This is a genomic window from Allobosea sp. Root381, assembly GCF_001429395.1.
Classification (GTDB): Bacteria; Pseudomonadota; Alphaproteobacteria; order Rhizobiales; family Beijerinckiaceae; genus Allobosea.
In genome coordinates this window covers 110,188-133,314 of record NZ_LMJT01000008.1, presented here as the reverse complement: position 1 = coordinate 133,314, position 23,127 = coordinate 110,188, and the positions used below count along the sequence as shown (strand labels likewise).

Sequence of the window (23,127 nt, the reverse complement as noted above, 5' to 3'; positions counted from 1 at the left end):
GTTCGGCGGACCTGCTCGACGATTCCGGGGATCGAGAGCGGGGCCTCGTCGACGAGCTTGAGATGGTGGGGGCGGACATAGAGCGCGGCCGGGCCACCCTGGTTCTGGGAGAGGCCGCCGAGGACGGGGCGGTCATCGAGGAAGGCCTGGCTGCCGACGATCCTGACGGGCAGGCGGTTGGCCTCGCCGAGGAACTCGCAGACGAAGGGTGTGGCGGGGTGGTCGTAGACGTCGTCGGGGGTGCCGACCTGTTCGAGGCGGCCCTCATGCAGGATGGCGACGCGGTCGGCGAGTTCGAGCGCCTCCTCCTGGTCATGGGTGACGAAGACGGTGGTGTGGCCGGTGCGGCCGTGCAGCTCGCGCAGCCAGGCGCGCAAATCCTTGCGGATTTTTGCGTCGAGGGCGCCGAAGGGCTCGTCGAGCAGCAGAACCTGCGGCTCGATCGCCAGCGCCCGGGCGAGCGCGACGCGCTGGCGCTGGCCGCCGGAGAGCTGGCTCGGATAGCGCTTCGCCAGATCCGGTAGTTGAACGAGTTCGAGCAAGGCTTTGACTCGATTCGAAATCTCGGCGCGCGAGGGCCGCTCGCTGCGCGGCCGCGAGCGCAGGCCGAAGGCGATGTTCTCGGCCACCGTCATGGTCTTGAACAGGGCGTAGTGCTGGAAGACGAAGCCGATGCGCCGGTCGCGCAGCGACAGGCTGCGGGTGTCGACATCGCCGAACAGGACGCGCCCGCCATCGGCCTGCTCGAGGCCTGCGATCAGCCGCAGCAGCGTGGTCTTGCCCGAGCCGGAGGGGCCGAGCAGGGCGACGAGCTCGCCCGGCTGGATGTCGAGCGAGACGTTGCGGACGGCGGCGAAGGCCTGGAAGCGCTTCTCGATGGCCGCGATGGTGACAGCGACGGACATGGTGCTGGTCTCCCGGTCAGTGGTGGCGCGCGGCGGCGATGGCGTCGCCATAGCGCCATTCGAGCAGGCTCTTGAGGGCCAGCGTGACGAGGGCGAGACCCGCCAGCAGCGAGGCGACGGCGAAGGCGGCGGCGCTCATGTACTCGTTGTAGAGGATCTCGACATGCAGCGGCATGGTGTTGGTCAGGCCGCGGATCTTGCCCGAGACCACGGCGACCGCGCCGAACTCGCCCATCGCCCGGGCGTTGCAGAGCAGCACGCCGTAGAACAGGCTCCACTTCACATTCGGCAGGGTGATGGCGAAGAACACCCGCCAGGGCGAGGCGCCCAGCGTCAGCGCCGCCTCCTCGTCGGTCGAGCCGAGCGCCTGCATATGCGGGATCAGCTCGCGCGCGACGAAGGGGAAGGTGACGAAGACGGTGGCGAGCACGAGGCCGGGCAGGGCGAAGATGATCTCGATGTCGTTGGCCTTGAGCCAGGGGCCGAGATAGCCCTGGGCGCCGAACAGCAGCACGTAGACCAGCCCCGAGATCACCGGCGAGACCGAGAAGGGCAGGTCGATCAGGCTGACCAGCAGGTTCTTGCCCCGGAACTCGAATTTTGCGATCGCCCAGGCGGCGGCGACGCCGACGACGAGGTTGAACGGCACCGCGATCGCGGCGACGAGCAGGGTCAGGCGGATCGCGGCGACCGCATCCGGCTCGGTGACCGCCTCGCGATAGGCGACCCAGCCGCGGGCGCCGGCCTCGACGAAGACCGAGACCAGCGGCAGCAGCAGGAACAGCGCCAGGAAGGCGAGCGAGACCGCAATCAGCAGCACCTGGACGAGCGGGCTCTCGCTGCCGATGCGGCGCTCCGCGTGCGGGGCGGCGGGCCGGGCGGCCTGGCCTTGCAGGGTGGCGTCAGACATCGCCGAGCTTCCGTCTCGTCCGGGCCTGGATCAGGTTGACCAGCAGGATCAGGGTGAAGGACAAAAGCAGCATCATCGTCGCGATCACCGCGGCGCCGGCATAGTCGAACTGCTCGAGCTTGATCACGATCAGCAGCGGCGCGATCTCGGAGACCATCGGCACGTTGCCGGCGATGAAGATCACCGAGCCGTACTCGCCGACGGCGCGCGCGAAGGCGAGGACGAAGCCGCTGAGCAGCGCCGGCAGCACCGGCGGCAGCACGACCCGGAAGATCGTGCGCAGGCGGCTCGCGCCGAGCAGGGCGGCGGCCTCCTCGATGTCGCCTTGCGCCTCCTCCAGCACCGGCTGGACCATGCGTACGACGAAGGGCAGGCCGATGAAGATCAGCGCCACCATGACGCCGAGCGGGGTGTAGGCGACCTTGATGTCGAACGGCGCGAGCAGGCTGCCGATCCAGCCGTTCGGCGCATAGATCGCGGCGAGCGCGATGCCGGCGACCGCGGTCGGCAGGGCGAAGGGCAGGTCGACCGCGGCGTCGACCAGGCGCCGGCCGGGGAAGCGGTAGCGCACCAGCACCCAGGCCAGGATCAGCCCGAACACGGCGTTGACGGACGCCGCGAACAGCGCGCCGAGGAAGGAGAGCCGCAAGGCGGCGAGCGTCCGCGGCGAGGTCGCGATCGCCCAGATCTCGCTGGGGCCCGCGCTCGCCGCCTTGACGAAGAGCGCGGCGAGCGGGATCAGCACGATCAGCGACAGCGCGGTCAGCGTGATGCCGAGCGACAGGCCGAAGCCCGGCAGCACGCTCGGCTGGCGCCAGCCCGATGTTGCCGCTCTCCCCGCCATGGCTCAGCGCGCCGGCTTGTAGAGCTGGTCGAAGGTGCCGCCGTCGCCGAAATGGGTCGGCTGCGCCTTGGCCCAGCCGCCGAAGACGGCGTCRATGGTGACGAGCTCGACCTTGGGGAAGTTGGCGATGTCCTTCGGATCGGCCGCTTCCGGATTGCGCGGCCGGTAGAAATGCTTGGCGATGATSGCCTGGCCCTTGGGCGTGTAGAGGAAGTCGAGATAGGCCTGGGCCTCGGCCCGGGTGCCCTTGGCGTCGACATTGCCGTCGACGATCGTCACCGGCGGCTCGGCCAGGATCGACAGGCTCGGCACGACGATGTCGAACTTGTCGGGGCCGAACTCCTTCAGCGCCAGGAAGGCCTCGTTCTCCCAGGACAGGAAGACGTCGCCGATGCCGCGCTGGGTGAAGGTGGTGGTGGCCCCGCGCGCGCCGGTGTCGAGCACCGGGACGTTGGCGAGCAGCTTGCCGATATAGTCGCGCACCTTGGCCTCGTCGCCGCCGAAGGCCTTCTCGGCATAGGCCCAGGCGGCGAGATAGTTCCAGCGCGCCCCGCCCGAGGTCTTGGGGTTCGGCGTGATGATCTGGACGCCGGGCTTGACCAGGTCGCCCCAGTCCCGGATCGCCTTSGGATTGCCCTTGCGCACCAGGAAGACGATCGTCGAGGTGTAGGGCGAGGAGTTCTGCGGCAGGCGCGACTGCCAGTTCTCCGGCAGCTTCTTCGAGCGGCTCGCCACCGCATCGATGTCGCCGGCCAGCGCCAGCGTCAGCACATCGGCGTTGAGCCCGTCGATCACGGTGCGCGCCTGCGCCCCCGAGCCGCCATGCGACTGCCGGATGGTCGCGATCTTCTTCGCGTTCCGGCCGTTCCAATCCGCGATGAACGCCGCATTGATCTCACGGTAAAGCTCCCGCGTCGGATCATACGAAACGTTCAAAAGCTCCGTCTGCGCAAGGGCCGCNCCGTTCCAATCCGCGATGAACGCCGCATTGATCTCACGGTAAAGCTCCCGCGTCGGATCATACGAAACGTTCAAAAGCTCCGTCTGCGCAAGGGCCGCWGGGRCAAAGCCAAAGCTCAGCGAGACAGCGCCCAAAACAAGGCCAGAACAGACCACACGGCGAAAGGATTGGCGACGCATCGGACTCTCCGCTGTTTCGATCGGCCCCCCTGCTGCAGACGGGCATTCTTTCCGCATAACTAAGCGTATGCCGGGCCAGAGGGGCCGAGAACAGCATCGGGCAGCACTGGGTTTCAAAATCGGCCGTCCCGAGAGAATGCCCTGCTCAGTTCGGGCGCTGGCGGAAGGCTGGTCTTTCCTTCTTCGGATGGTGGCTTCCGGCGAAATCGACTCCTGCCGCCCTGAAACACATTCCGGCGCCCCGGGGTTCCGGCGGGACCTGCGGCAGCGGCCGGCCGCCGCGAAAGGCAACGGCATCCACGCTCCCCCCGTCAAGCCACAGAGACTGGTCGTGGACGGAAGACCCCCGGTCATGTTGCCGCAGCCCCAGGGACCGCAGCCCAGGCAGGGCGACGTGCCCGCCACGTTGTCCGTTGCTGATTTGGCTCAGACCCAGGTCGTTATCTCGGGCCTGCGCCGCTTCGCAGCTTGTCCGCGATGACGGCGCGCCCTTCTGACTGACGTCGGCAGGCGCTAAGCCAGTGCGCGCCTGAGGCCGTTGATGGCGGCTTCAGGCGTCGTGACCACGCGCACGCCGGTCGCCGCCGCGATGGCGTGCCTGGCGCGGGCGAGGGAGAACTGGCCGAGGATCAGCGTGTCGACGCCCTTGAGTGTTGCCGCCGCCTCGGCCGCCAGCCGATCATGCCTCTCGCCGTCGCCGGCCTTCAGCGCGGCGAGTGCGCCTTCCGCGACGATACCTTTGACCTCGACGGGCCGACCCGCCATCTCGTTGAGCTCCTGCGTCAGCGCGGGCAGGGAAGGGGCGAAGGTCACGAGGAGGCCGATCTTCCCGCTCAGCGCCAGCGCTTCCGCGAAAGCCGATTCATTGGGCCGCAACACCGGGATCGGCAGCGCCCGCTTGACGGCATCGATCGCGGGCCCGAAGGCCGAGCAGGTGAAGAGAATAGCCTTCGCCGGCCCGGTCGCGCCCTCGCTTGCCGCCGCGTAGCGCCCGAGCGTCAGGAAGCGCTCGGTCATGGCGTCGTCGAGGCGGCCCCGGGCGGCGAGGTCGCTCGCCAGAGAGGTGTCGAGGAGATCGAAGGGCTTCGCCTCTGGCCAATGCGCGGCGAAGGCCGCCCGCGACGGCAGCACGGACTCCTCCAGCGCATGAATGAGCGCGATGCGCGGTGCGGCTTCAGTCATGATGTCGGATGCCTTGTCAGTCGCTGACCAGCTTGCGCGCCTTCAGCAGCGCGAGCAGCCCCTCGTCGCGGCGTTGTTCCAGTTCGGCGATGGAGCGGCCGGCTGCCTCCTCCGCCACGCCCTCGACGATCTTCGCCTGGACGCCTGCATCGAGGGAGGGGTTGCCGAGCGACTCCCAGCGCCGCAGCTGGCTCGGGCCGAGATGCGCGAGATAGCCGGCGATGCCGCCTTCGCCGCCGCCGAGATGGTAGGTCATGTGAGGGCCCATCAGCGCCCAGCGCAGGCCGGGGCCATGGCAGAGCGCGGCATCGATGTCGGCGACGCTCGCCACGCCCTGTTCGACAAGATGGACCGCCTCGCGATAGAGCGCCGAGGCCAGCCGGTTGGCGATATGTCCCGGCATTTCCCGGTTCAGCACGACCGGCCGACGACCGAGCGTGCGGTAAAATGCGGCCGCCCGGGCCACGACATCCGCATCGGCGCCGACGATCTCGACCAGCGGCACCAGATGCGGCGGGTTGAACGGATGCGCCACGACGATGCGTTCGGGCGTCGCGCAACCGGCGACGATGGCGCTGCGAACCAGCGCCGAGGTCGAACTGGCGATGATCGCCTCCGGCCCGGCAAGGGCGTCGATCTCGGCCAGCAGCTTGCGCTTGACCGCCTCGTTCTCGGGTCCGTTCTCCTGGACGAAGCCGGCGCCTTCCAGCGCCGTCTCCATCCGGGTCGAGAAGGCGATCTCGCCGTGGCCGCTCAGGCCGAGTTCGGCGAGTTGCGCGCGCGCCCGTTCGACATAGGCCCGGAAGCGCGCCTCGGCTTGTCGGTTTGGGTCATAGGCCGAGACCTGCAGGCCGTGGGCGCTGGCGAGCGCAGCCCAGCTGGCGCCGATCATGCCGGCGCCGATGATGGCGATGTGCCGGGCTGTCTCGCTCATGTCGCGCGCTCCGTCGTGGTCACTCGGCCTTGAGGCCGGCCGCCTTGATCAACTCGCCCCATTTCGCGATCTCCATGTCGATCCGCGCGGTCGCCTCGGCAGGCGTGCTCGGCTTGGGCACGACGCCCTGCAGCGCGAACGCCTCCTTCAGCTTGGGGCTCTGCAGAGCCTTATTCAGCTCGGCGTTGAGCTTGTCCAGGATCGGCTGGGGCGTGCCGGTCGGGGCGAGCAGCCCGAACCAGGAGGAGACCTCGAAACCGTCGAGGCCCTGCGAGATCGCGGTTGGCGCCTCCGGCATGAAGGGCGAGGGCTCGGTGCCGGTGGTCGCGATCGCCCGAAGCGAGCCTGCCTTCACATGCTGCAGCACGGCGGGAATCGTGTCGAACATGATCTTGACCTGGCCCGCCACCATGTCGGTCATCGCCGGACCGGAGCCGCGATAGGGCACGACGGGCATCTTGGTGCCGGCCTTGATGTTGAACATCTCGCCCGAGAGATGCTGCGGCGAGCCCTGCCCGGAGGAGGCGTAGGAATAGCCGTCCGGGTTCGCCTTGATCTGTGCAATCAGCTCCGGAACCGTCTTGGCCGGGACGGAGGGGTGGACGACGAGCGCGAGGCCGACATTGCCGGCGAGCCCGACCGGAACCAGGTCCTTCTTCAGGTCGAAGCCGGGCTTCGCTTGCAGCCCCATATTGATCGAATGGCTGGTGAGGGCGCCCAGCAGCAGGGTGTAGCCGTCGGTTGTGCCACGCGCCACCGCTGCGGCCCCGACGCTGCCGCCGGCACCGGCCCGGTTCTCCACGATCATGCGCTGGCCGAGGCTGTTCGACATTTCCTCGGCGACGACGCGCCCGATGATGTCGGTCGCGCCGCCCGGCGCATAAGGCACGATCAGCGTGATCGTCCTCTGTGGATAGGCCTGGGCGAAAGCTGCATTGGGCAGGGCCAGCGCAAGGCCGGCGAGCGCGCCGACGACATGGCGACGGTTGATCATGGTATTCCTCCGGGATGGTCGAAGCGGACGGGTTGGGCCCCGTCTCGCGGCAAAGGCTTGGGCCGGGTGGCCGATCAGCAGAAGTCGAAGTCGCAGCCCTCGTCGGCCTGAAGCACGGTAGTAAGGTAGAGGTGGCGATAGCCGCGCGTTTCTTCTTCAAGATGCGCGGGCGGGCGCCATTCGCCCTTGCGCCGGGCGAGTTCGGCCTCGTCGACGAGCAGGGCGATCTCGCGAGCCTCGACATCGAGGCGGATCATGTCGCCGTCGCGGACGAGCCCGAGCGGGCCGCCGACCGCCGATTCCGGCGTGATGTGCAGCACGATGGTGCCGAATGCGGTGCCGCTCATCCGGGCATCCGAGATGCGGACCATGTCCTTGACACCGGCCTGGGCAAGCTTCTTGGGGATCGGGATATAGCCGGCTTCGGGCATGCCGGGCGCGCCCTTCGGGCCGGCGTTGGTCAGCACCAGAACGTCATCCGCCTTCACGTCGAGAGCGGGGTCGTCCATGCGCCGGACCATGTCCTCGACCGAGGCGAAGACCACGGCACGCCCGGTGTGATTAAGCAGGTCGGGCGAGGCCGCGGAATGCTTGATGACCGCGCCGCCGGGCGCGAGGTTGCCGCGCAGCACTGCCATGCCGCCGGTCGGCTTCACCGGGCTCCGGGCCGTGCGGATGATGCTCTGGTTGGGGACGTCCTCGGCGGCGTCCGCGATCTCGCCGATGGTGCGCCCGTCGATGGTCGGAGCCGAGCGGTCGAGATGGTCGCCGAGCTCCTTCATCAGCTTCGGCACGCCGCCGGCCCAGTGGAAATGCTCCATGTAGTGGTCGCCGGAGGGCTTGAGGTCGATCAGCACCGGCACCTTGCGTCCGATGGCGTCGAACTCCTCCAGGTTGATCGTCAACCCGGCACGGCGCGCGATCGCGGCCAGATGCACGAGCCCGTTAGTAGAGCCCCCGATCGCCTGCAGCACGGTCAGCGCATTGCGTAAGGCGGTCTGCGTCAGCAACTCGCTCGGCTTCGGTCCGCCCTTGGCGAGGCGCACCGCCTCGCGCCCGCTCGCCTCGGCGGCACGGATGCGGTCGGCATGGGTTGCGGGGATCGTGCCCGAGCCGGGCAGGGCGATACCGAGCGCCTCGACCAGGCAGCCCATGGTGCTGGCCGTGCCCATCACCATGCAGGTGCCCTGCGTCGGGGCGAGGCGCCCGCTCAGCACCTCGATCTCCGCCTCGTCGATCTTGCCGGCGCGATGCTCGCCCCAGAGCCGGCGGCAATCGGTGCAGGCTCCCAGAACCTCGCCCTTGTGATGCCCTACGAGCATCGGGCCGGTGATGAGCTGGATCGCCGGGACATCGGCGCTGACTGCGCCCATCAGCTGGGCAGGGACGGTCTTGTCGCAGCCGCCGATCAGCACGACGGAATCGCAGGGCTGCGCCCGGATCATCTCCTCGGTGTCGATGGCCATGAGGTTGCGCAGGAACATCGAGGTCGGGTTGGCGAAGGATTCGTGGATGGAGATCGTCGGGAACTCCATCGGCAGTCCGCCGGCGAGCATGACGCCGCGCTTCACCGCTTCGATCAGCCGCGGCACATTGCCATGGCAGGGGTTGAAGTCGCTGAAGGTGTTGGTAATGCCGATGATCGGCCGGTCGAGCGCATCGTCGGAAAAGCCGGCGGCCTTGATGAAGGCTTTGCGCAGGAACAGCGAGAAGCCGGGGTCGCCATAGGTCGCAAGATTGCGACGCATGCCGCGTGCCGCGGGCTTCAAGGATGGGTTATCGTTGTCGGACGTGCTCATGGCGCTATGGGAACCAGATCGCCGCCATGATTGTCAACAATTCTGTTGAAGGATTATAATCTGGCATGCCGACGTCCGCGCTCAAACTCCAGACGACCGACCGTGTCCGCGGCATTGCCGCCGCGCTGGAGGAGGAGATCGTGCTCGGCTGGCTCCTTCCGCGTGAGCGGCTGGTCGAGGAGGAACTGGCGGAGCGGCTGGCGGTGAAGCGCCATGTCGTGCGCGAGGCGCTGGCCGAGCTGGAGCGGGTCGGCCTCGTCGAGCGCGTCCCTAACCGCGGTGCCTTCGTGAAGCTGCTGGAGCCGCTCGAAGTCCGGCAGATCTATTCGGTGCGCGAGGCGCTGGAGACTCTGGCCGCCGCGCAGGTACCACTGCCGGTCGCGTCCGCAGTGCTGGTGCGATTGCATGCCGTCCAGAAGCAACATGCCGCGGCGGTCGAGGCCGGAGACGCCCGTGCCGCCTTCCGCGCCAACATGGCGTTCCACGAGGCGCTGTTTGACGCCTGCGGCAACCCCCATCTGGTCGAACTGATCCAGGCCATGGCCCAGAAGGTCCATGGCGCCCGTTCGATCACCGCCGCGAGCCCTGCGCATCTGAAACTGGCCCGTGACGAGCACGCCGCCATGGTCGCGGCGCTGGAGGCCGGCGACCGCGAGCGCCTGGTTGGCCTCTGCCGCCAGCATCTCCTACCATCGCGCGACGCCTATATCGCTGCGGTGGAGGCCCGCTTCGCCCGTCCGAGCGGCGGTGTCGTCGCCGCACCCCGACCGTAGCGGACAGGGGCGTTCAGGCCGCGCTTTCGATGCCGAGCTGCCAGCGCGAGACGTCGATCCGGGCGGTCAGCGGCAGGTGGTCCGATGCTTTGCGCGCCAGCGGCGAGTCGTGGACGGCGAGTTCCGAGATCAGGCCGTCCGGCCAGGCCAGGATGCGGTCGAGCGGCAGCATCGGGCGGCGCGAGGGAAAGCTCGGCGGATGCCTCATATCGGCGAAATGGGAGCCGAGCATATCGAGCGCGGACCGGTGATTGCGGCGCCACTCGTTGAAGTCGCCGAGCAGCAGCGTCGGCATCGGCGTCAGTTCGAGGAAGGCGTGCAGCAGCGTAGTCGCCTGATCGATCCGCGAGCGGCGCAGAAGGCCGAGATGGGCCGCGATCACGCGAAACCGGCCCTCGCCGAGATCGAGTTCGGCGACAACCGCGCCGCGCGGCTCGATTCCCGGCAGCTTGAGGCGGAAGCGCCGGTAGGATTTGGGTTCGCTGCGGACCAGCAGCGCATTGCCGTGCCAGCCATGGCCATCGACGACATCGGACTGGACGAGCAGGTGCAGCCCGGTCTCGCGCAGGATCGCGGCGGGATCGAGCAGCCCGGTGCGCTGCCCGAAGCGTCGGTCCACCTCCTGCAGCGCGACGAGGTCGGCGCCGATTTCGGCCAGGACGGAGACGATACGATCAGGCCGGACCCGCCGGTCCGTGCCCCGGCATTTATGGATGTTGTAGGAAGCGACCTTCACCGGACCTCGCTCATCGACATCAGAGATAGGGCATCAGCAGCCGGGCGGCCGCATCACGAATTTTCACTATTGTCCAGCGCCCGTCGATCTCCTCGATCGTGACGGCACGGTCCCGCTTGCGGTCGATGATTCCGTTGAGGCGTTGTGCCAGTTCGCGGTCATAGAACTCCATCGTGACCTCGAAGTTCAGCCGCAGACTCCGTGCGTCCCAGTTCGCGCTGCCGATCAGGCACCAGGATTCGTCCACCGTTGCGAGCTTCGAATGGTCGAAAGGCGGCGGCGAGCGCCAGATGTGGCAGCCGGCCTTGAGCAGCGGGCGGATATGCGCCTGCATCGCCCAGCCCATCAGCCGATGGTTGTTGCGGGCGGGGATGACGATATGGACCTCGACCCCGCGCAGCGCCGCGAGCTGGAGCGCCGTGATCACCTGCTCGTCGGGCAGGAAGTAGGGTGTCGCGATCCGCAGCGAGGTGGTGGCCGCATTGATGGCGGAGAGCAGCGTCAGCATCAGCTGGTCGACGCTCTGGTCCGGGCCCGAGGAGATGACCCGCGCCGGCGCCTTCCCGTCGCGATGCGTCGCCGGATACCAGGTCGCGCCTTCCAGAGTCTCGGCCGTCGAGAACGCCCAGTCGTCGTGGAAGCTCTCCATCGCCTGCCGGACGACGGGCCCCTCGATCAGGAAGTGGACGTCGCGCACCGGCTCCGGCGGTTTCGTCGCCAGCACGTTCTCGCCGCCGATATTGAGCCCGCCGAGGAAGACCCTCTCCCCGTCGATCATGAGGATCTTCTTGTGCAGCCTGAGGTCGAGCAGCGGCATCTTCCATGGCAGCAGAGAATGCAGGTAGCGTGCCACCGGAACGCCTTCCTCACGCAGCCGATGGTAGGCGCGCGAGAACAGGAAGCCGCCGCCAAAGCCGTCGATCAGGACCCGCACCGCGACGCCGCGGCGATGCGCGCACGCAAGCGCTTCGATGAAGCGCAGTCCGAGCTCGTCCGTCCGGAAGATGAAGGTCGAGAGCGCGATGCTCCCCTTTGCTTCGTCGATCGCGGCCAGCATCCGCGGATAGGCCTCGTCCCCGCAGTCGAATATTGCCGCGACGGTGCCGGCTTCGATCCGGGCCCGCGTGATCCTGCCGACCGCGACCTGCAGGCTGCCGGCCGGTCCGTCCGCGGCAACGCTCGTCCGGTGCGGGCTGAGGCCTCCGTCGTTCTCGCCGCGCAGCCGTTGCGCCCGGCGCTTCACCCGGTTGATGCCGAGGGCCAGATAGAGGATTGGCCCGAAGAACGGCGAGAGCCAGGCCAGGCCGATCCAGCCGATCGCCGCCGGAACGTCGCGCTTCTGGAAAAGGGCATGGACGCTTACCGCCCCGGCGCTCGCGACATGGGCGACCGTCAGCAGCAGGGCGCCGTGATCGGCAAGGCTCATGATCAGCGCGGCAGGATCCATCGATCTCCGGATTTACTACGAAGCGCCGCGTTGACACCAGTGCCGCGCGTTCTGCTGCCACAACGCCCGCTGGCGGTGGGAGCGGCGTCCGGAAACGCGTGCATGGGCCGGTTCCGTCGTATAGCTCTCGCGCCCCCAATCGATTCGCGAGAGCCGCCATGCCCAAGCTCTGTCAGTTCACCTCGCCGGCTGACGGCAAGCCCGTCTACGTCAATCCCGCGCTCGTCAGCGTCGTCTACACCTTCAAGGGCGAGCCGCCGGACACTGTCATCGCCTTCGGCAAGGATTTCATGCTCGGCGTCGCCGAAAGCCTGGAAGAGACGGTCAGCCGCCTCGACCGCGCGATGGCGGCGCAAGGCACCGAGGGCTGACGCCGGGCGCGGTGCCTACAGCACCTCGCGCACGCGCAGCAGCGTCGCATCCATGTGAACGCCGATGATGCGGCTCAGCTCCGCGGAGTCGCGCTTCAGCAGGGCGGCCATCATCGCTTCGTGCTCGGCGACGGCCCCGGCCCACTTGACCGGGCCTTCATTGCCGACGAAGCGCAGCCGCTTGATCCGCGCCTGCAGGGTCGCATGCATCTCCATCAGCGCCGCATTGCCCGACGCGGCGACGAGTTTGCTGTGGATCGCCTGGTTGAGCTTGAAATATTCGAGCCGGTCGCGGGTTTCGTAGAGCTCGAGCATATGAGTGTGCATCGCGCGGAGGTCCTCGATCACCGCGTCGCTGGCCTGCTCGCAGGCGATGCGGCCGCCGAGCTGTTCCAGCGCCTTGATCACCTCCAGGATGTCGGCGAGGTCCTTCTCCGTGAAGCGGCGCACGATCGCGCCCTTGGCGGGCAGGATCTCGACCAACCCCTCGCTCGCGAGCGTTTTGATGGCCTCGCGGAGCGGCGTGCGCGAGACGCCGAGCTGAGCGCCGACCACGCCCTCGTTGATGCGTTGCCCCGGTGCGAGCAGGCCTTCGATGATCATGTCTCGCAGGCGCTCGAGCACCTCGTCATGGAGGGTCCGGCGCGTTATGCGGGGGTAGTCGATCGCAGGCTCGCTCATCGCAGCTCCACCCGTGCCAATTCTGCGCCGTTACGGCATGCGCGACAGGGCGCTGTCAAACCGCATGCGTGCGACCCGCAGGCCGCGCGCCTCATCCCTTATGCTTAGAGCAATCCGATTATGCTGCATACAGCATACTTGTGAGGCTTCGGGCCCTGTGGTAGCCAGAGGACCTCATCAGGAGTGGAGCATGGCAATGAACGAGCGGACAGATGGCGAGCTGCCGGTGATTGCCGTGGCGATGGGCGATCCCTCGGGCATCAGCCCCGAGTTGACCGCGCGCGTTCTCGCCGAGCCCGATTTGCGCGCCGCTGCGCGCTATGTCGTCTTCGGCGATGCCCGCCTGCTCGCGCTCGGCATCCAGGACAGCGGCACGGACCCCAAGGTTCGCATCGTGCGTGACGGCGATGCCCTGCCGCTGGGCGACCAGCCGGTCTTCGTCGACCTGGCCAATCACGACCCGGCCGACCTGCAGCGCGCCAAGGCGACGCTGGCCGGCGGCAAGGCCGCGACCGAGAATTTCCGCCGTGCGCTGCAGTTCGCCTCGGCCGGCAAGGCCGATGCTGTGTTCTTCACGCCTTTCAACAAGGCGGCGATGCGCTTCGCCTATCCGGGCTATGACGACGAGATCCGCTTCGTTCGCGACGCGATCGGCTTCGACGGCCCCGCCAGCGAATTCAACGTTCTCGACAAGCTCTGGAACGCACGCGTCACCTCGCACATTCCGCTCTCCGAGGTTGCCAGCAACATCAGCCAGGAGCGCATCCTGCGCGCGCTGACGCTGGCGGATGCCAGCCTGCGCCAGGCCGGATTCAACCCGCCGCGAGTCGCGGTTGCGGGAATCAACCCGCATGCCGGCGACGGCGGCAATTTCGGCCGCGAGGAGATTGATGTCATCGAGCCGGCGGTGAAGGCCGCCAAGGCGAAGGGCTTTACCGTCGAGGGGCCGTTCCCGTCGGACACCGTGTTCCTGCGTGCCAGGAACGGCGATTTCGATGCGGTCCTGACGATGTATCACGACCAGGGCCAGATCGCGATGAAGCTGATGGGCTTCGATAGCGGCATCACGCTGATCGGCGGCTTCCCCTTCCCGATCTGCACGCCGGCCCATGGCACGGCCTATGAGATTGCCGGCAAGGGCATCGCCAATCTGGGCGCGACACGGGCAGCCCTTTCGCTCGCGATCAAGATGGCACAGGACGGAAAGGCGAAGGCCAAGGCTGCCTGAAGGTAAGCCTGATGCAAGAGACCGTCGCCAGAATGCGGTTTGAACAACAGGTCGATAGGGAGAATAACGCATGAAGAACTTTAGCATTACCGCCGTGGTCGCCGGTGCCATCGCCATTGGCGGCGCCGGCGCGGCGCAGGCCTGGCAGCCGACCAAGCCGGTCGAGTTCGTCGTCACCTCGGGTGCCGGCGGCGGCACCGACAATTTCGCTCGCATGGTCCAGTCGATCATCACCAAGCACAAGCTGCTCGAGCAGCCGGTCGTGGTCGTGAACAAGGGCGGCGGCTCGGGCGCTGAGGGCTACGTCCACGGCAAGGCCGGCAAGGGCGACCCCCATCGCGTCGTCTTCGGTACCAACAACGCCTATCTGCTGCCCTACGTCGCCAAGCTCGGCTACAAGCCGGCGGACCTGACGCCGGTGGCAGCGCTGGCGCTCGACGAGTTCCTGCTCTGGGTGAAGGGCGATGCGCCCTATGCCGACGCCAAGGCCTATATCGAGGCGGTCAAGGCCAAGCCGAACGGCTTCAAGATGGCGGGCAGCCAGTCGAAGGACACCGACCAGACGCTGACCTCGATGATCCAGGGTGCGACCGGCGCCAAGTGGATCTACGTGCCCTTCCAGGGCGGCAGCGCGGCCGCGACGCAGCTTGCCGGCGGCCATGTCGACTCCAACACGAACAACCCGAACGAGAATGTCGGCCAGTGGAAGGCCGGGCAGGTGAAGCCGCTCTGCGTGTTCTCGCCGGTGCGTCTGGCCAAGAGCGACCCCGTCTTCGACGGCAAGGGCTGGGGCGACATCCCGACCTGCAAGGAGGCCGGCCTGCCGCTCGAGACCTTCCAGATGCCGCGCACCGTCTGGCTGCCGGCCGAAGTGCCGGCCGACGCCGTGACCTTCTACGAGGGCATCCTCGAAAAGGTCAGCCAGACCCCCGAGTGGAAGGAGTTCGTGTCGCGCACCGCGCAGACGGGTCGCTTCATGAAGGGCAAGGAATTCGCCGATTTCGTTGCCCAGGACGAAGCCGCGAACAAGAAGGTGTTCGAGGCCGAAGGCTGGATCGCCAAGTAAGGCGCCGAGTCGGTTCGCCAAATACGCTCGCCAAGGTACGGCGGAGCTCCAACCGGCTGGATCGCCCCCAAGGGCGGCCCAGCGCTTCATCGCAAGACTCCCGAAGCAGCCAGGGGCCGTCGGTGGGCGCCTCTTCGGTTGCTTCGCCATTGCGTTCACCGCAATGATGCGGCCGCTCCGGCAGCCCGTCGAAAGACGAGGAACTAAGCATGATCACCCGCTTCTGGGCCGAATGCGCGATGGCGCTGACGACCATGATCTTCGGGCTCGGCATCGTCTGGGGCGCGCTCGACTTCGGCATCGGCTGGGATTCCTCCGGCCCGCAGCCGGGTGCCTTCCCCTTCTACACCGGCATGCTCGTCGCGCTCGCCAGCCTGGGCACCATCGTGGTGACCACCGCGCGCCGTTTCGCCGGCAACGACCTGCTCGGCGAGATCTTCCTGGATGCGGAGAGGGCGCGCCGCGTGGCGTCGTTCATCCTGCCGGTGATCGGCTTCGTCGTGCTGAGCGCGACGCTCGGCATGTATGTCGCGACCGTGCTGTATCTCGTCTTCACCATGCGCTTCCAGGGCGGCTATGGCTGGCTTCCCACGCTTGCGACCGGCTTCGGCGCGGCGCTGGCCTTCTATTTCGCGCTGGAGAAGTTCTTCCAGATCGGCCTTCTCAAGGGGCCGCTGGAGCGGTTCCTGGGCTTCTGACAACCAAGACCAGCTGAAACGGGCGCCGCTTCATGGACAATATTGCCAACCTGATGCACGGCTTCTCGGTCGCGCTCACGACGCACCACATCCTGCTGATGATGGCCGGCGTGCTGCTCGGGATCCTGGTCGGCGTGCTGCCGGGCCTGGGCGCGCCGAATGGCGTCTCCCTGCTTCTGCCGCTGACCTTCTCGATGGACCCGGTCTCGGCCATCATCCTGCTGACCTCGCTCTACTGGGGCGCGCTCTTCGGCGGCTCGACGACCTCGATCCTCTTCAACATTCCCGGCGAGCCGTCATCGGTGGCGACGACATTCGACGGCCACCCCATGGCCAAGCAGGGCAAGGCGACGGAAGCACTTTCCTTCGCCTTCCTCTCGGCCGGCATCGGCGCGATGGCCGGCGTGATCCTGATCACGGTGCTGTCGGGCTGGGTCGCGAGCTTCGCGCTGCGCTTCTCTTCGCCGGAATTCTTCGCCGTCTATTTCATCACCTTCGCGAGCTTCATCGGCCTCGGCGGTTCCTCGCCCTTCAAGGCGATCGTCGCGATGGGCGTGGGTTTTGCGCTCGCCTCGATCGGCATGGATTCGGTCTCCGGCAACATCCGTTTGACCTATGATTTCGACGTGCTGCTCGCCGGCGTCAGCTTCCTCATCGCGGTCATCGGCCTGTTCGGCATCGGCGAGTTGATGCTCACCATGGAGGAGGGGCTGCGCTTCAACGGAATCAGCGCCAAGGTGCGGGCCCGCGACGTGCTGAAGACCGCCGCCAAGCTGCCGCGCTACTGGGTCGCGCTGCTGCGCTCCTCGGCGATCGGTATCTGGATGGGAATCACGCCGGGCGGGCCGACCGCGGCTTCCTTCATGAGCTACGCGATGGCCAAGCGTTCCTCGCGCCGTGGCGCCAATTTCGGCAAGGGCGAGCCCGAGGGCGTGATTGCGCCGGAGACGGCCGACCACGCCGCCGGCTCGGCAGCGATGCTACCGATGCTGGCGCTCGGCATCCCGGGCTCGGCCACGGCCGCCGTGATGATGGGCGGCCTGATGATCTGGGGCCTCAACCCCGGCCCGACCCTGTTCACCGACCGCCCCGATTTCGTCTGGGGCCTGATCGCCTCGATGTATCTCGGCAACGTGGTAGCCGTGATCGTGGTGCTCGCGACGGTGCCGCTCTTCGCCTCGATCCTGCGCATTCCGTTCTCGATCGTCGGCCCGGTGATCGTCGTGGTCTGCTTCATCGGTGCCTTCACCGTGGCGAGCAAGGAGTTCGATATCTGGCTGGCGCTGATCTTCGGCTTCGTCGGCTACTTCTTCAAGAAGCTCGATTATCCGATCGCGCCGCTGATTCTCGCGATGGTCATCGGCGACAAGGCCGAGGACGCCTTCCGCCAGTCGATGATCTTCAGCCAGGGCTCGCTCTCGATCTTCTGGTCCAACCCGCTGGTCACGACGCTGATGTCGCTTGGCCTCATCCTGCTGCTGATGCCGCTGATCGGAACCATCTTCCGCCGCCTGCGGGCGCTCGGCAAAACCCGTGCCGCCTGAACCCGCTTTCGCCACTGCTAGATTGCGAGCCTTGCCATGACCGAACCCTACAAGGGCATCATCCCGATCGCGCCGACGATCTTCCACGAGAACGGCGACCTCGACCTCGAGGGCAACCGCCGCGTCATGGACCTGATGGTCGATCAGGGCGTCGACGGCATCTGCATCCTCGCCAACTTCTCCGAGCAGTTCCTGCTGACCGACGAGGAGCGCGACCAGGTCATGCGCCTGTCGATCGAGCAGGTCGCCGGGCGTGTGCCGGTCTGCGTCACGACCTCGCATTTCTCGACCCGCATCGCCGCCCAGCGCGCCAAGGCAGCGGCCGATGCCGGCGCCAAGATGCTGATGATGATGCCGCCCTATCACGGCGCGCTGCTCAAGGCCGACGAGCAGGGCATGATTGAGCACTTCAAAGTTGTGACGGATGCCTGCGGCTTGCCCGTCATCCTGCAGGACGCGCCGCTCTCCGGCGTGACCATGACGGTGCCCTTCATGGTGCGCCTCAACAAGGAGGTGCCGCTGGTCCGCTACTTCAAGATCGAGGTTCCCGGCACCGCCAACAAGCTGCGCGCCCTGATCGAGGCCGGCGGCGACGCCATCGTCGGGCCCTTCGACGGCGAGGAGGCGATCACCCTGATGGCCGATCTCGATGCCGGCGCCACCGGCACCATGACCAGCGCGATGATCCCCGATTTGATCAAGCCGATCCTTGCCGCCCATGCGGCCGGCGACCGCAAGCAGGCCGCGGCGCTCTATGCCCGCGTGCTGCCGATCATCAATTACGAGAACCGTCAGTGCGGCCTGCGCTCGGCCAAGGCGGTCATGAAGGAGGGCGGGGTGATCAAGTCGGAGGCCGTGCGCCACCCGCTGACGCCGCTGCACCCGAAGACGCGCGACGGGCTGATCGAGCTTGCCCGCGAGCTGGATCCGCTGGCTCTGCGCTGGGGCAAATAAGGCTCGCGGTGAGGCCGGGGCGGCGCTTGCCGCCTCGGCCTCACCGGTCGAGATAGATCGCCAGCCGCGCCGCGGCGTTCTTCAGATGCGTCTCGGCCGCTGCCCGCGCGCCTTGCGGATCGCGGGCGACGATCGCGTCGAAGATCGCCTGGTGCTCGCCCTGGACGATCTGGGCCATGCCGGCGAGGCGGGCCGAATTGGCGCGGGCGGTGCGGATGAAGGTGCGCACGCGCCGGTCCAGGAATTCCGACAGGTCGCGGAAATAGGGGTTTCCGGTCGCGTCGATGATGGCGCGGTGGAACGCGACATCCTCGTCGACACCGGATTCGCCGCGGTCGATGGCGGCCTGCATCTCGTTCAGCCGCGCTCGGATGGTGGCGAGATCGGCATCGCTGTGGCGCTCGGCGGTGTGCTCGGTGGCCGAGGCCTCGACCGCCATCAGCAGCTCGACGATGTGGCGCAGATCCCCCTTGTCGGAGAAGTTCGCGACGTCGAGCCGGAACACCGAACTCGCCTTCGGATCGGCGACGAAGGCGCCGGCGCCCTGGCGCGACAGGACCAGCCCGTCATGTTTCAGCCGGCCGACAGCCTCGCGCACGATCGGGCGGCTGACGCCATAGGTCTGCGAGAGCTGCTGCTCCGTCGGCAGGCGTTCACCCGCCTTGAGGCGCCCCGATGCGAGCTCCTCGCGCAGCCTTGCGGCCAGCGTGTCGGCGAGGGAAGGTGCGCGCCCGAGGACGTCCCGCGGCTGCTCGGATCTGCGCTTGTCAGCGACCATCTTGTTCTTCGTGTCCGCTAGCTGGCGATGTGAAGGCCGCCATTGACGTGGATGGTCTCGCCGGTGACGAAACCTGCGAGATCGGAGCAGAGAAACGCCACGACGCCGGCGACCTCTTCCGCGGTGCCCAGCCGCTTCATCGGCGTGTTCGGGATAAGCTCCGGCTTCTTCGCGAGCAATGGCTGCACCATCGGGCCCTCGATCAACCCGGGCGAGACGGCGTTGACGCGGATGCGCGGCGCCAGCTCCAGCGCCAGCGAGCGCGTCAGGCTCAGCACGCCGCCCTTCGCCGCCGCATAATGCGCATGGGCGTAACTGCCGCGATGGCCCGCCATCGAGGCGATGTTCACGATCGCGCCGCCCTCGGCCAGATGCGGGATGGCGGCATGGCAGCTGTGGAACACCCCGTCGAGATTGATCGCGAGCGACTGCCGCCATTCGGCCTCGCTCATCTCGGTGACCAGCCGGTCGCGATAGAACCCCGCTGCCGTAACCAGCGCATCGATTCGCCCGAAGCGTGCGAGAGCGGCGGCGACCACGCGTGCGGCATCGCCGGCCTGCGTCGCGTCCTGCGGCAGCGCCACTGCACGCGCCCCGCCGGGGTCGAGCTTGTGTGCGAACACGGCCGTGCTGTCCTCGTCGAGATCGGTCAGGACGCAGGCCGCGCCATGGCTGTGGAAGCGCTGCGCCACGGCCCGCCCGATCGCGCCGTTCGCGCCGGTCAGCAGCAGCACCTTTCCGGAGAAGTCGATCACGGCGCCCTCAGGTCATCAGCCAGCCGCCGGCCACGTCGCAGACCTGGCCGGTCACGAAGGCGGCGTCGTCGGAGGTCAGGAACAGGCAGGTCTTGGCGACGTCTTCGGGGCTGCCGAGCCGGCGTAGCGGCGTCGCCATGCGCGCGGCCTCGTTGGCGTCTGGCGCCGTCCCGCGCATCAGCGGCGTGTCGATGCGTCCCGGCGAGACCGCATTCACGGTGATGCCGTCCGGGCCGAGCTCGCCGGCGAGATGCTTGGTGAAGCCGATCAGCGCCGCCTTGGTCGCGGCGTAGTGCACGCCGACGATGTCGCAATAGGTCTTTCCGGCGACCGAGGAGACGCTGACGATCGCCCCTTTGCGGGCAGCACGCATGCCCGGCAAGACGGCGCTGGCGCAGAGAAAGGCGCCGGTCAGGTTGACGTCCAGTACGCGGCGCCACTCATCCGTGCCCATCTCGCCGAGCCTGGCGCGCTTGCCGTCGGCGCCCGATTTCGGTGAGATCCCGGCATTGTTGACGAGCACGGTGACCGGCCCGAAGGCCTCCGTGACCCGCGCGACCGCTGCCCTCACGGAGGCTTCGTCCGCAACGTCCGCCGCGACGGCGAGCGTTGTCGCACCGCGCCCGCGGGCGGCCTCAGATGCGGCTTCCGCCAGTTTCGGATCATGGTCGAGATAGGCGACGCTGGCGCCGGCCGCCGCATGCGCATCGGCGATCGCCTGGCCGATGCCACGCCCGGCGCCGGTGACGAGCACGACCTTGCCGCGATGGCTGCTCATTTGCCGACCTCGAGCATGATCTTGCCAAGATGGGCGCTGGACTCCATCAGCTCATGCGCCTGCCTCGCCTGCTCCAGCGGAAAGGTTGCGTGGATGATCGGCCTCACCGCGCCGGCGTCGAGCAGCGGCCAGACATCGCGGCGCAGATGCTGGGCGATCTCCGCCTTGAGCGCGACCGAGCGGGCGCGCAGCGTCGAGCCGGTGAGTGTCAGGCGGCGCAGCATCACGTTCATCAGGTCGAGCTCGACCTTGCTGGTTTGCAGGAAGGCGATCTGCACCAGCCGGCCTTCCAGGGCGAGGATGTTGATGTTGCGCTGGATATACGGGCCGCCGACCATGTCGAGCACGACATCGACGCCCTTGCGATCGGTCAGCCGCTTGACCTCGTCGACGAAGCCCTGTGCGCGGTAGTCGATCGCTTCGTCGGCGCCGAGCGAGCGGCAGAACTCGCATTTCTCGGCCGAGCCCGCAGTCGCATAGACCGTCGCGCCGGCATGCTTGGCGAGCTGAATCGCGGTCGAGCCGATGCCGCTCGACCCGCCATGGATCAGGATCGTCTCGCCCTTCTTCAGGCGGCCGCGGGTGAAGACGTTGTCGTAGACGGTGTAATAGGTTTCGGGCAGGCCGCCGGCTTCCAGCAGCGAGAGCGGCCTCGGGACGGGCAGGCAGAGCGGCCCGTCGGCGACCGCGTATTCCGCGTAGCCGCCGCTGATCACCAGCGCGCAGACCTGTTCGCCGATGCGGCTGGCCGCAACGCCGTCTCCGACCGCGACGATCTTGCCGGAAACCTCGAGGCCGGGAATCTCGGTCGCGCCGGGGGGAGGGGGATAGCCGCCGGCGCGCTGCAGGCAGTCAGGCCGGTTGATGCCGGCCGCGGCTACCGCGATCAGCACCTGGCCCGGCCCCGGCTGCGGCAGCGGCGCGGTCTCGATCTCGATCACCTCCGGGCCTCCCGGGCCCGCAAAGCGCACCTGCTTCATCGTCTGGGGCAATGCCATTTTCGTCTCTCCCTGCATCCGGCATTCTGTCGCTGGCGCGGGTTCTGAAGCGGCAGCTTGCCGCCGACAGGAACGGGCGCTTCGCGCGGGCTCGTGTAGACGCTTGCGGGTCGGCCCTGCCTCGGTCAAGCGTTAGCAAAACCGTACTTGTCAGGCAACTTGGTTATCTGCATTATCCGGCCTGCCGGCGAAACGTCCGGCCGGGAGGCGTCACGCGATGCCGACCGCAAGAAATAACGCTGACAGCCGTCCAGGGAGGACAAGATGAAGGTTTTGACGCGCGCGGCGCTGACCGCGGCATTGACTCTGTCGGGCGGCCACGCCTTCGCCCAGGTCAAGATCGGCGCGCTCTATCCATTTTCGGGCGGCCTCGCTCTGCTCGGCGACGAGAGCTTCCGCGGCCTCGAGATCGCCATCGAGGAGCGCAATGCCGCTGGCGGCCTCAAGGGCCAGAAGCTGGAGATCGTCAAGGGTGACGCCGTTGAGCCCAACCAGGCGGTCGGCGAGGCGCGCCGCCTGACCTCGGTCGAAAAGGTGCCGGTGATCTTCGGCACCTATTCCTCCTCGCTCTCGATCGCGGCGACGCAGGTCGCAGAGCTCGCCGGCGTGCCCTATTTCGAGCTCGGTGCGATCTCGGACCCGATCACCGAGCGCGGCTTCAAGAACGTCTATCGCACCAACCCGACCGCGCGCGACTTCGCCAGCCGCATGGTCGACGCGGTCAGTGAGGCGATCGCGCCTGCACTCGCGGTCGATCCAAAGTCGCTCAAAGTCGCGATCATCCACGAGGACTCGCTCTACGGGCAGACTGTGGCCGGCTACCAGACCGCCCGCGCCAAGGAGAAGGGCGTCAACGTCGTCGAGACGCTGCCCTATTCGGCGAAGTCGGTCGACCTGACACCGGTGATCCTGCGGCTCAAGACGGCCGGCGCCGATGTCGTGCTGCAGACCTCCTACCAGAACGACACCGTGTTGTTCTTCCGCCAGATGAAAGAGCAGGGCTTCAAGCCCAAGGCCATGATCGGCGCCGGCGGCGGGTATTCGCTGCGCGATACCATGACGGCGGTCGGTGCCGAGAATATGGAAGGCGCGCTGAACGTCGACTTCACCCAGTTCCGCACCAACCCCAAGGCGGCGCCGGGTGTCGATGAGTTCGTCAAGAAGTACCAGGCGAAATACGGCTCAGCCCCGCGCTCCGGCCACTCGCTTGCCAACTACATGGGCGCGCTGGTCTTCCTCGACGCGATGGCCGCGGCGCCGGACCTGAAAGCTGCCTCGATCCGCTCGGCCGTGATGCAGGTCGACATCCCCGTGGGCGGCACTGCGACCGGCTGGGGCGCAAAATTCGCCGAGAGCGGCCAGAACAGCCGGGCCGTGCCCTTCCTGATGCAGTGGCAGGGCGGCGAGCTCGTCACCGTGTTCCCGGCCGATGCTGCCGTCGCCAAGATGAAGGTCGGCATCGGCACCAACTGACGCTGCGCGTGACGGCTTTCGCCCGATCCGCGCCGTCAACACGGACAAGCCGCGTCAGCGGCGCTGATCCGGGATCCATCCTAGAGCGCCGGCGCCCTTCGATGGATCCCCGGGCAAGCCCGGCACGACGGCGATTGTT

Annotated in this window: 22 protein-coding genes and 1 pseudogene; 8 read left to right on the top strand and 15 right to left on the bottom strand. The window is 67.6% G+C overall.

The window, feature by feature from the left end:
* The 8 genes and pseudogenes from ASE63_RS09455 to ASE63_RS09420 form a co-directional block, all read right to left on the bottom strand.
* Positions 1–905: sulfate ABC transporter ATP-binding protein (locus ASE63_RS09455; RefSeq protein WP_156410278.1), on the bottom strand; the 905-nt coding region annotated here is incomplete at its 3' end.
* Positions 906–921: 16 nt separating this feature from the next.
* Positions 922–1,815 carry a sulfate ABC transporter permease subunit CysW gene (cysW, locus tag ASE63_RS09450; RefSeq protein WP_056800084.1) on the bottom strand — a complete coding sequence of 298 codons (894 nt, stop codon included), beginning with the start codon at positions 1,813–1,815 and terminating at the stop codon, positions 922–924.
* Positions 1,808–2,659 (bottom strand): sulfate ABC transporter permease subunit CysT, encoded by an 852-nt coding sequence (cysT, locus tag ASE63_RS09445; RefSeq protein ID WP_056800081.1) that lies wholly within the window; start codon positions 2,657–2,659, stop codon positions 1,808–1,810. Before cysT ends, cysW begins: the two co-directional genes overlap by 8 nt.
* 3 nt (positions 2,660–2,662) lie before the next feature.
* A pseudogene (locus ASE63_RS09440) lies at positions 2,663–3,619 on the bottom strand (sulfate ABC transporter substrate-binding protein); the annotation flags it as partial.
* A 693-nt stretch (positions 3,620–4,312) separates the two neighbouring features.
* Entirely contained in the window at positions 4,313–4,981 is a 669-nt protein-coding gene (locus tag ASE63_RS09435) for an aspartate/glutamate racemase family protein (protein ID WP_056800079.1), read from the bottom strand.
* A gap of 16 nt (positions 4,982–4,997) precedes the next feature.
* Positions 4,998–5,915 carry a 3-hydroxyacyl-CoA dehydrogenase NAD-binding domain-containing protein gene (locus tag ASE63_RS09430; protein ID WP_056800076.1) on the bottom strand — a complete coding sequence of 306 codons (918 nt, stop codon included), beginning with the start codon at positions 5,913–5,915 and terminating at the stop codon, positions 4,998–5,000.
* 19 nt (positions 5,916–5,934) lie between these two features.
* Entirely contained in the window at positions 5,935–6,909 is a 975-nt protein-coding gene (locus tag ASE63_RS09425) for a tripartite tricarboxylate transporter substrate binding protein (protein WP_056800073.1), read from the bottom strand.
* Between the two features lie 74 nt (positions 6,910–6,983).
* Entirely contained in the window at positions 6,984–8,657 is a 1,674-nt protein-coding gene (locus ASE63_RS09420; protein ID WP_244491350.1) for an IlvD/Edd family dehydratase, read from the bottom strand.
* A 116-nt stretch (positions 8,658–8,773) separates the two neighbouring features.
* On the opposite strand from ASE63_RS09420, the gene ASE63_RS09415 reads away from it, so the two are divergent.
* Positions 8,774–9,481, top strand: a complete 708-nt coding sequence (locus ASE63_RS09415; RefSeq protein ID WP_056800067.1) for a GntR family transcriptional regulator — start codon at positions 8,774–8,776, stop codon at positions 9,479–9,481.
* A gap of 13 nt (positions 9,482–9,494) precedes the next feature.
* Here the strand turns inward: ASE63_RS09415 and ASE63_RS09410 are convergent, their stop codons facing one another.
* Together ASE63_RS09410 and ASE63_RS09405 are read right to left on the bottom strand one after the other, a co-directional pair.
* Positions 9,495–10,217, bottom strand: coding sequence for an endonuclease/exonuclease/phosphatase family protein (locus ASE63_RS09410; protein WP_082609787.1), 723 nt, complete (start codon positions 10,215–10,217; stop codon positions 9,495–9,497).
* 19 nt (positions 10,218–10,236) lie between these two features.
* Positions 10,237–11,664 carry a phospholipase D-like domain-containing protein gene (locus ASE63_RS09405; protein WP_056800063.1) on the bottom strand — a complete coding sequence of 476 codons (1,428 nt, stop codon included), beginning with the start codon at positions 11,662–11,664 and terminating at the stop codon, positions 10,237–10,239.
* A gap of 158 nt (positions 11,665–11,822) precedes the next feature.
* On the opposite strand from ASE63_RS09405, the gene ASE63_RS09400 reads away from it, so the two are divergent.
* Positions 11,823–12,035, top strand: coding sequence for a hypothetical protein (locus ASE63_RS09400; protein ID WP_056800059.1), 213 nt, complete (start codon positions 11,823–11,825; stop codon positions 12,033–12,035).
* A 15-nt stretch (positions 12,036–12,050) separates the two neighbouring features.
* Here the strand turns inward: ASE63_RS09400 and ASE63_RS09395 are convergent, their stop codons facing one another.
* A complete protein-coding gene (locus ASE63_RS09395; RefSeq protein WP_056800056.1) occupies positions 12,051–12,716 on the bottom strand; it encodes a GntR family transcriptional regulator in 666 nt (221 codons plus the stop codon).
* A gap of 196 nt (positions 12,717–12,912) precedes the next feature.
* On the opposite strand from ASE63_RS09395, the gene ASE63_RS09390 reads away from it, so the two are divergent.
* The 5 genes from ASE63_RS09390 to ASE63_RS09370 all read left to right on the top strand — a co-directional run bounded on the left by ASE63_RS09390 (position 12,913) and on the right by ASE63_RS09370 (position 18,206).
* A complete protein-coding gene (locus ASE63_RS09390; protein WP_162261741.1) occupies positions 12,913–13,944 on the top strand; it encodes a 4-hydroxythreonine-4-phosphate dehydrogenase PdxA in 1,032 nt (343 codons plus the stop codon).
* 70 nt (positions 13,945–14,014) lie between these two features.
* Positions 14,015–15,010, top strand: coding sequence for a tripartite tricarboxylate transporter substrate-binding protein (locus ASE63_RS09385; RefSeq protein ID WP_056800050.1), 996 nt, complete (start codon positions 14,015–14,017; stop codon positions 15,008–15,010).
* A gap of 209 nt (positions 15,011–15,219) precedes the next feature.
* Positions 15,220–15,708 carry a tripartite tricarboxylate transporter TctB family protein gene (locus ASE63_RS09380; RefSeq protein ID WP_056800048.1) on the top strand — a complete coding sequence of 163 codons (489 nt, stop codon included), beginning with the start codon at positions 15,220–15,222 and terminating at the stop codon, positions 15,706–15,708.
* A 32-nt stretch (positions 15,709–15,740) separates the two neighbouring features.
* On the top strand, positions 15,741–17,252 hold the full coding sequence (locus ASE63_RS09375; RefSeq protein WP_056800045.1) for a tripartite tricarboxylate transporter permease: 1,512 nt from the start codon (positions 15,741–15,743) through the stop codon (positions 17,250–17,252).
* A gap of 36 nt (positions 17,253–17,288) precedes the next feature.
* Positions 17,289–18,206 carry a dihydrodipicolinate synthase family protein gene (locus tag ASE63_RS09370; RefSeq protein ID WP_056800044.1) on the top strand — a complete coding sequence of 306 codons (918 nt, stop codon included), beginning with the start codon at positions 17,289–17,291 and terminating at the stop codon, positions 18,204–18,206.
* A gap of 40 nt (positions 18,207–18,246) precedes the next feature.
* Here ASE63_RS09370 and ASE63_RS09365 read toward each other — a convergent pair whose 3' ends face one another.
* The 4 genes from ASE63_RS09365 to ASE63_RS09350 are packed head-to-tail and all read right to left on the bottom strand — an operon-like array spanning position 18,247 to position 21,515.
* Positions 18,247–18,984 (bottom strand): FadR/GntR family transcriptional regulator, encoded by a 738-nt coding sequence (locus tag ASE63_RS09365; RefSeq protein WP_056800040.1) that lies wholly within the window; start codon positions 18,982–18,984, stop codon positions 18,247–18,249.
* Between the two features lie 17 nt (positions 18,985–19,001).
* A complete protein-coding gene (locus ASE63_RS09360; RefSeq protein WP_056800037.1) occupies positions 19,002–19,739 on the bottom strand; it encodes an SDR family NAD(P)-dependent oxidoreductase in 738 nt (245 codons plus the stop codon).
* 7 nt (positions 19,740–19,746) lie between these two features.
* Positions 19,747–20,517, bottom strand: a complete 771-nt coding sequence (locus ASE63_RS09355; protein ID WP_056800033.1) for an SDR family NAD(P)-dependent oxidoreductase — start codon at positions 20,515–20,517, stop codon at positions 19,747–19,749.
* Positions 20,514–21,515, bottom strand: a complete 1,002-nt coding sequence (locus tag ASE63_RS09350) for an NAD(P)H-quinone oxidoreductase (protein ID WP_056800030.1) — start codon at positions 21,513–21,515, stop codon at positions 20,514–20,516. Before ASE63_RS09350 ends, ASE63_RS09355 begins: the two co-directional genes overlap by 4 nt.
* Before the next feature lie 264 nt (positions 21,516–21,779).
* Between ASE63_RS09350 and ASE63_RS09345 the strand changes: the two genes are divergently transcribed.
* Positions 21,780–22,988 (top strand): ABC transporter substrate-binding protein, encoded by a 1,209-nt coding sequence (locus ASE63_RS09345; protein WP_056800029.1) that lies wholly within the window; start codon positions 21,780–21,782, stop codon positions 22,986–22,988.
* The last annotated feature ends 139 nt before the right edge of the window (positions 22,989–23,127 follow it).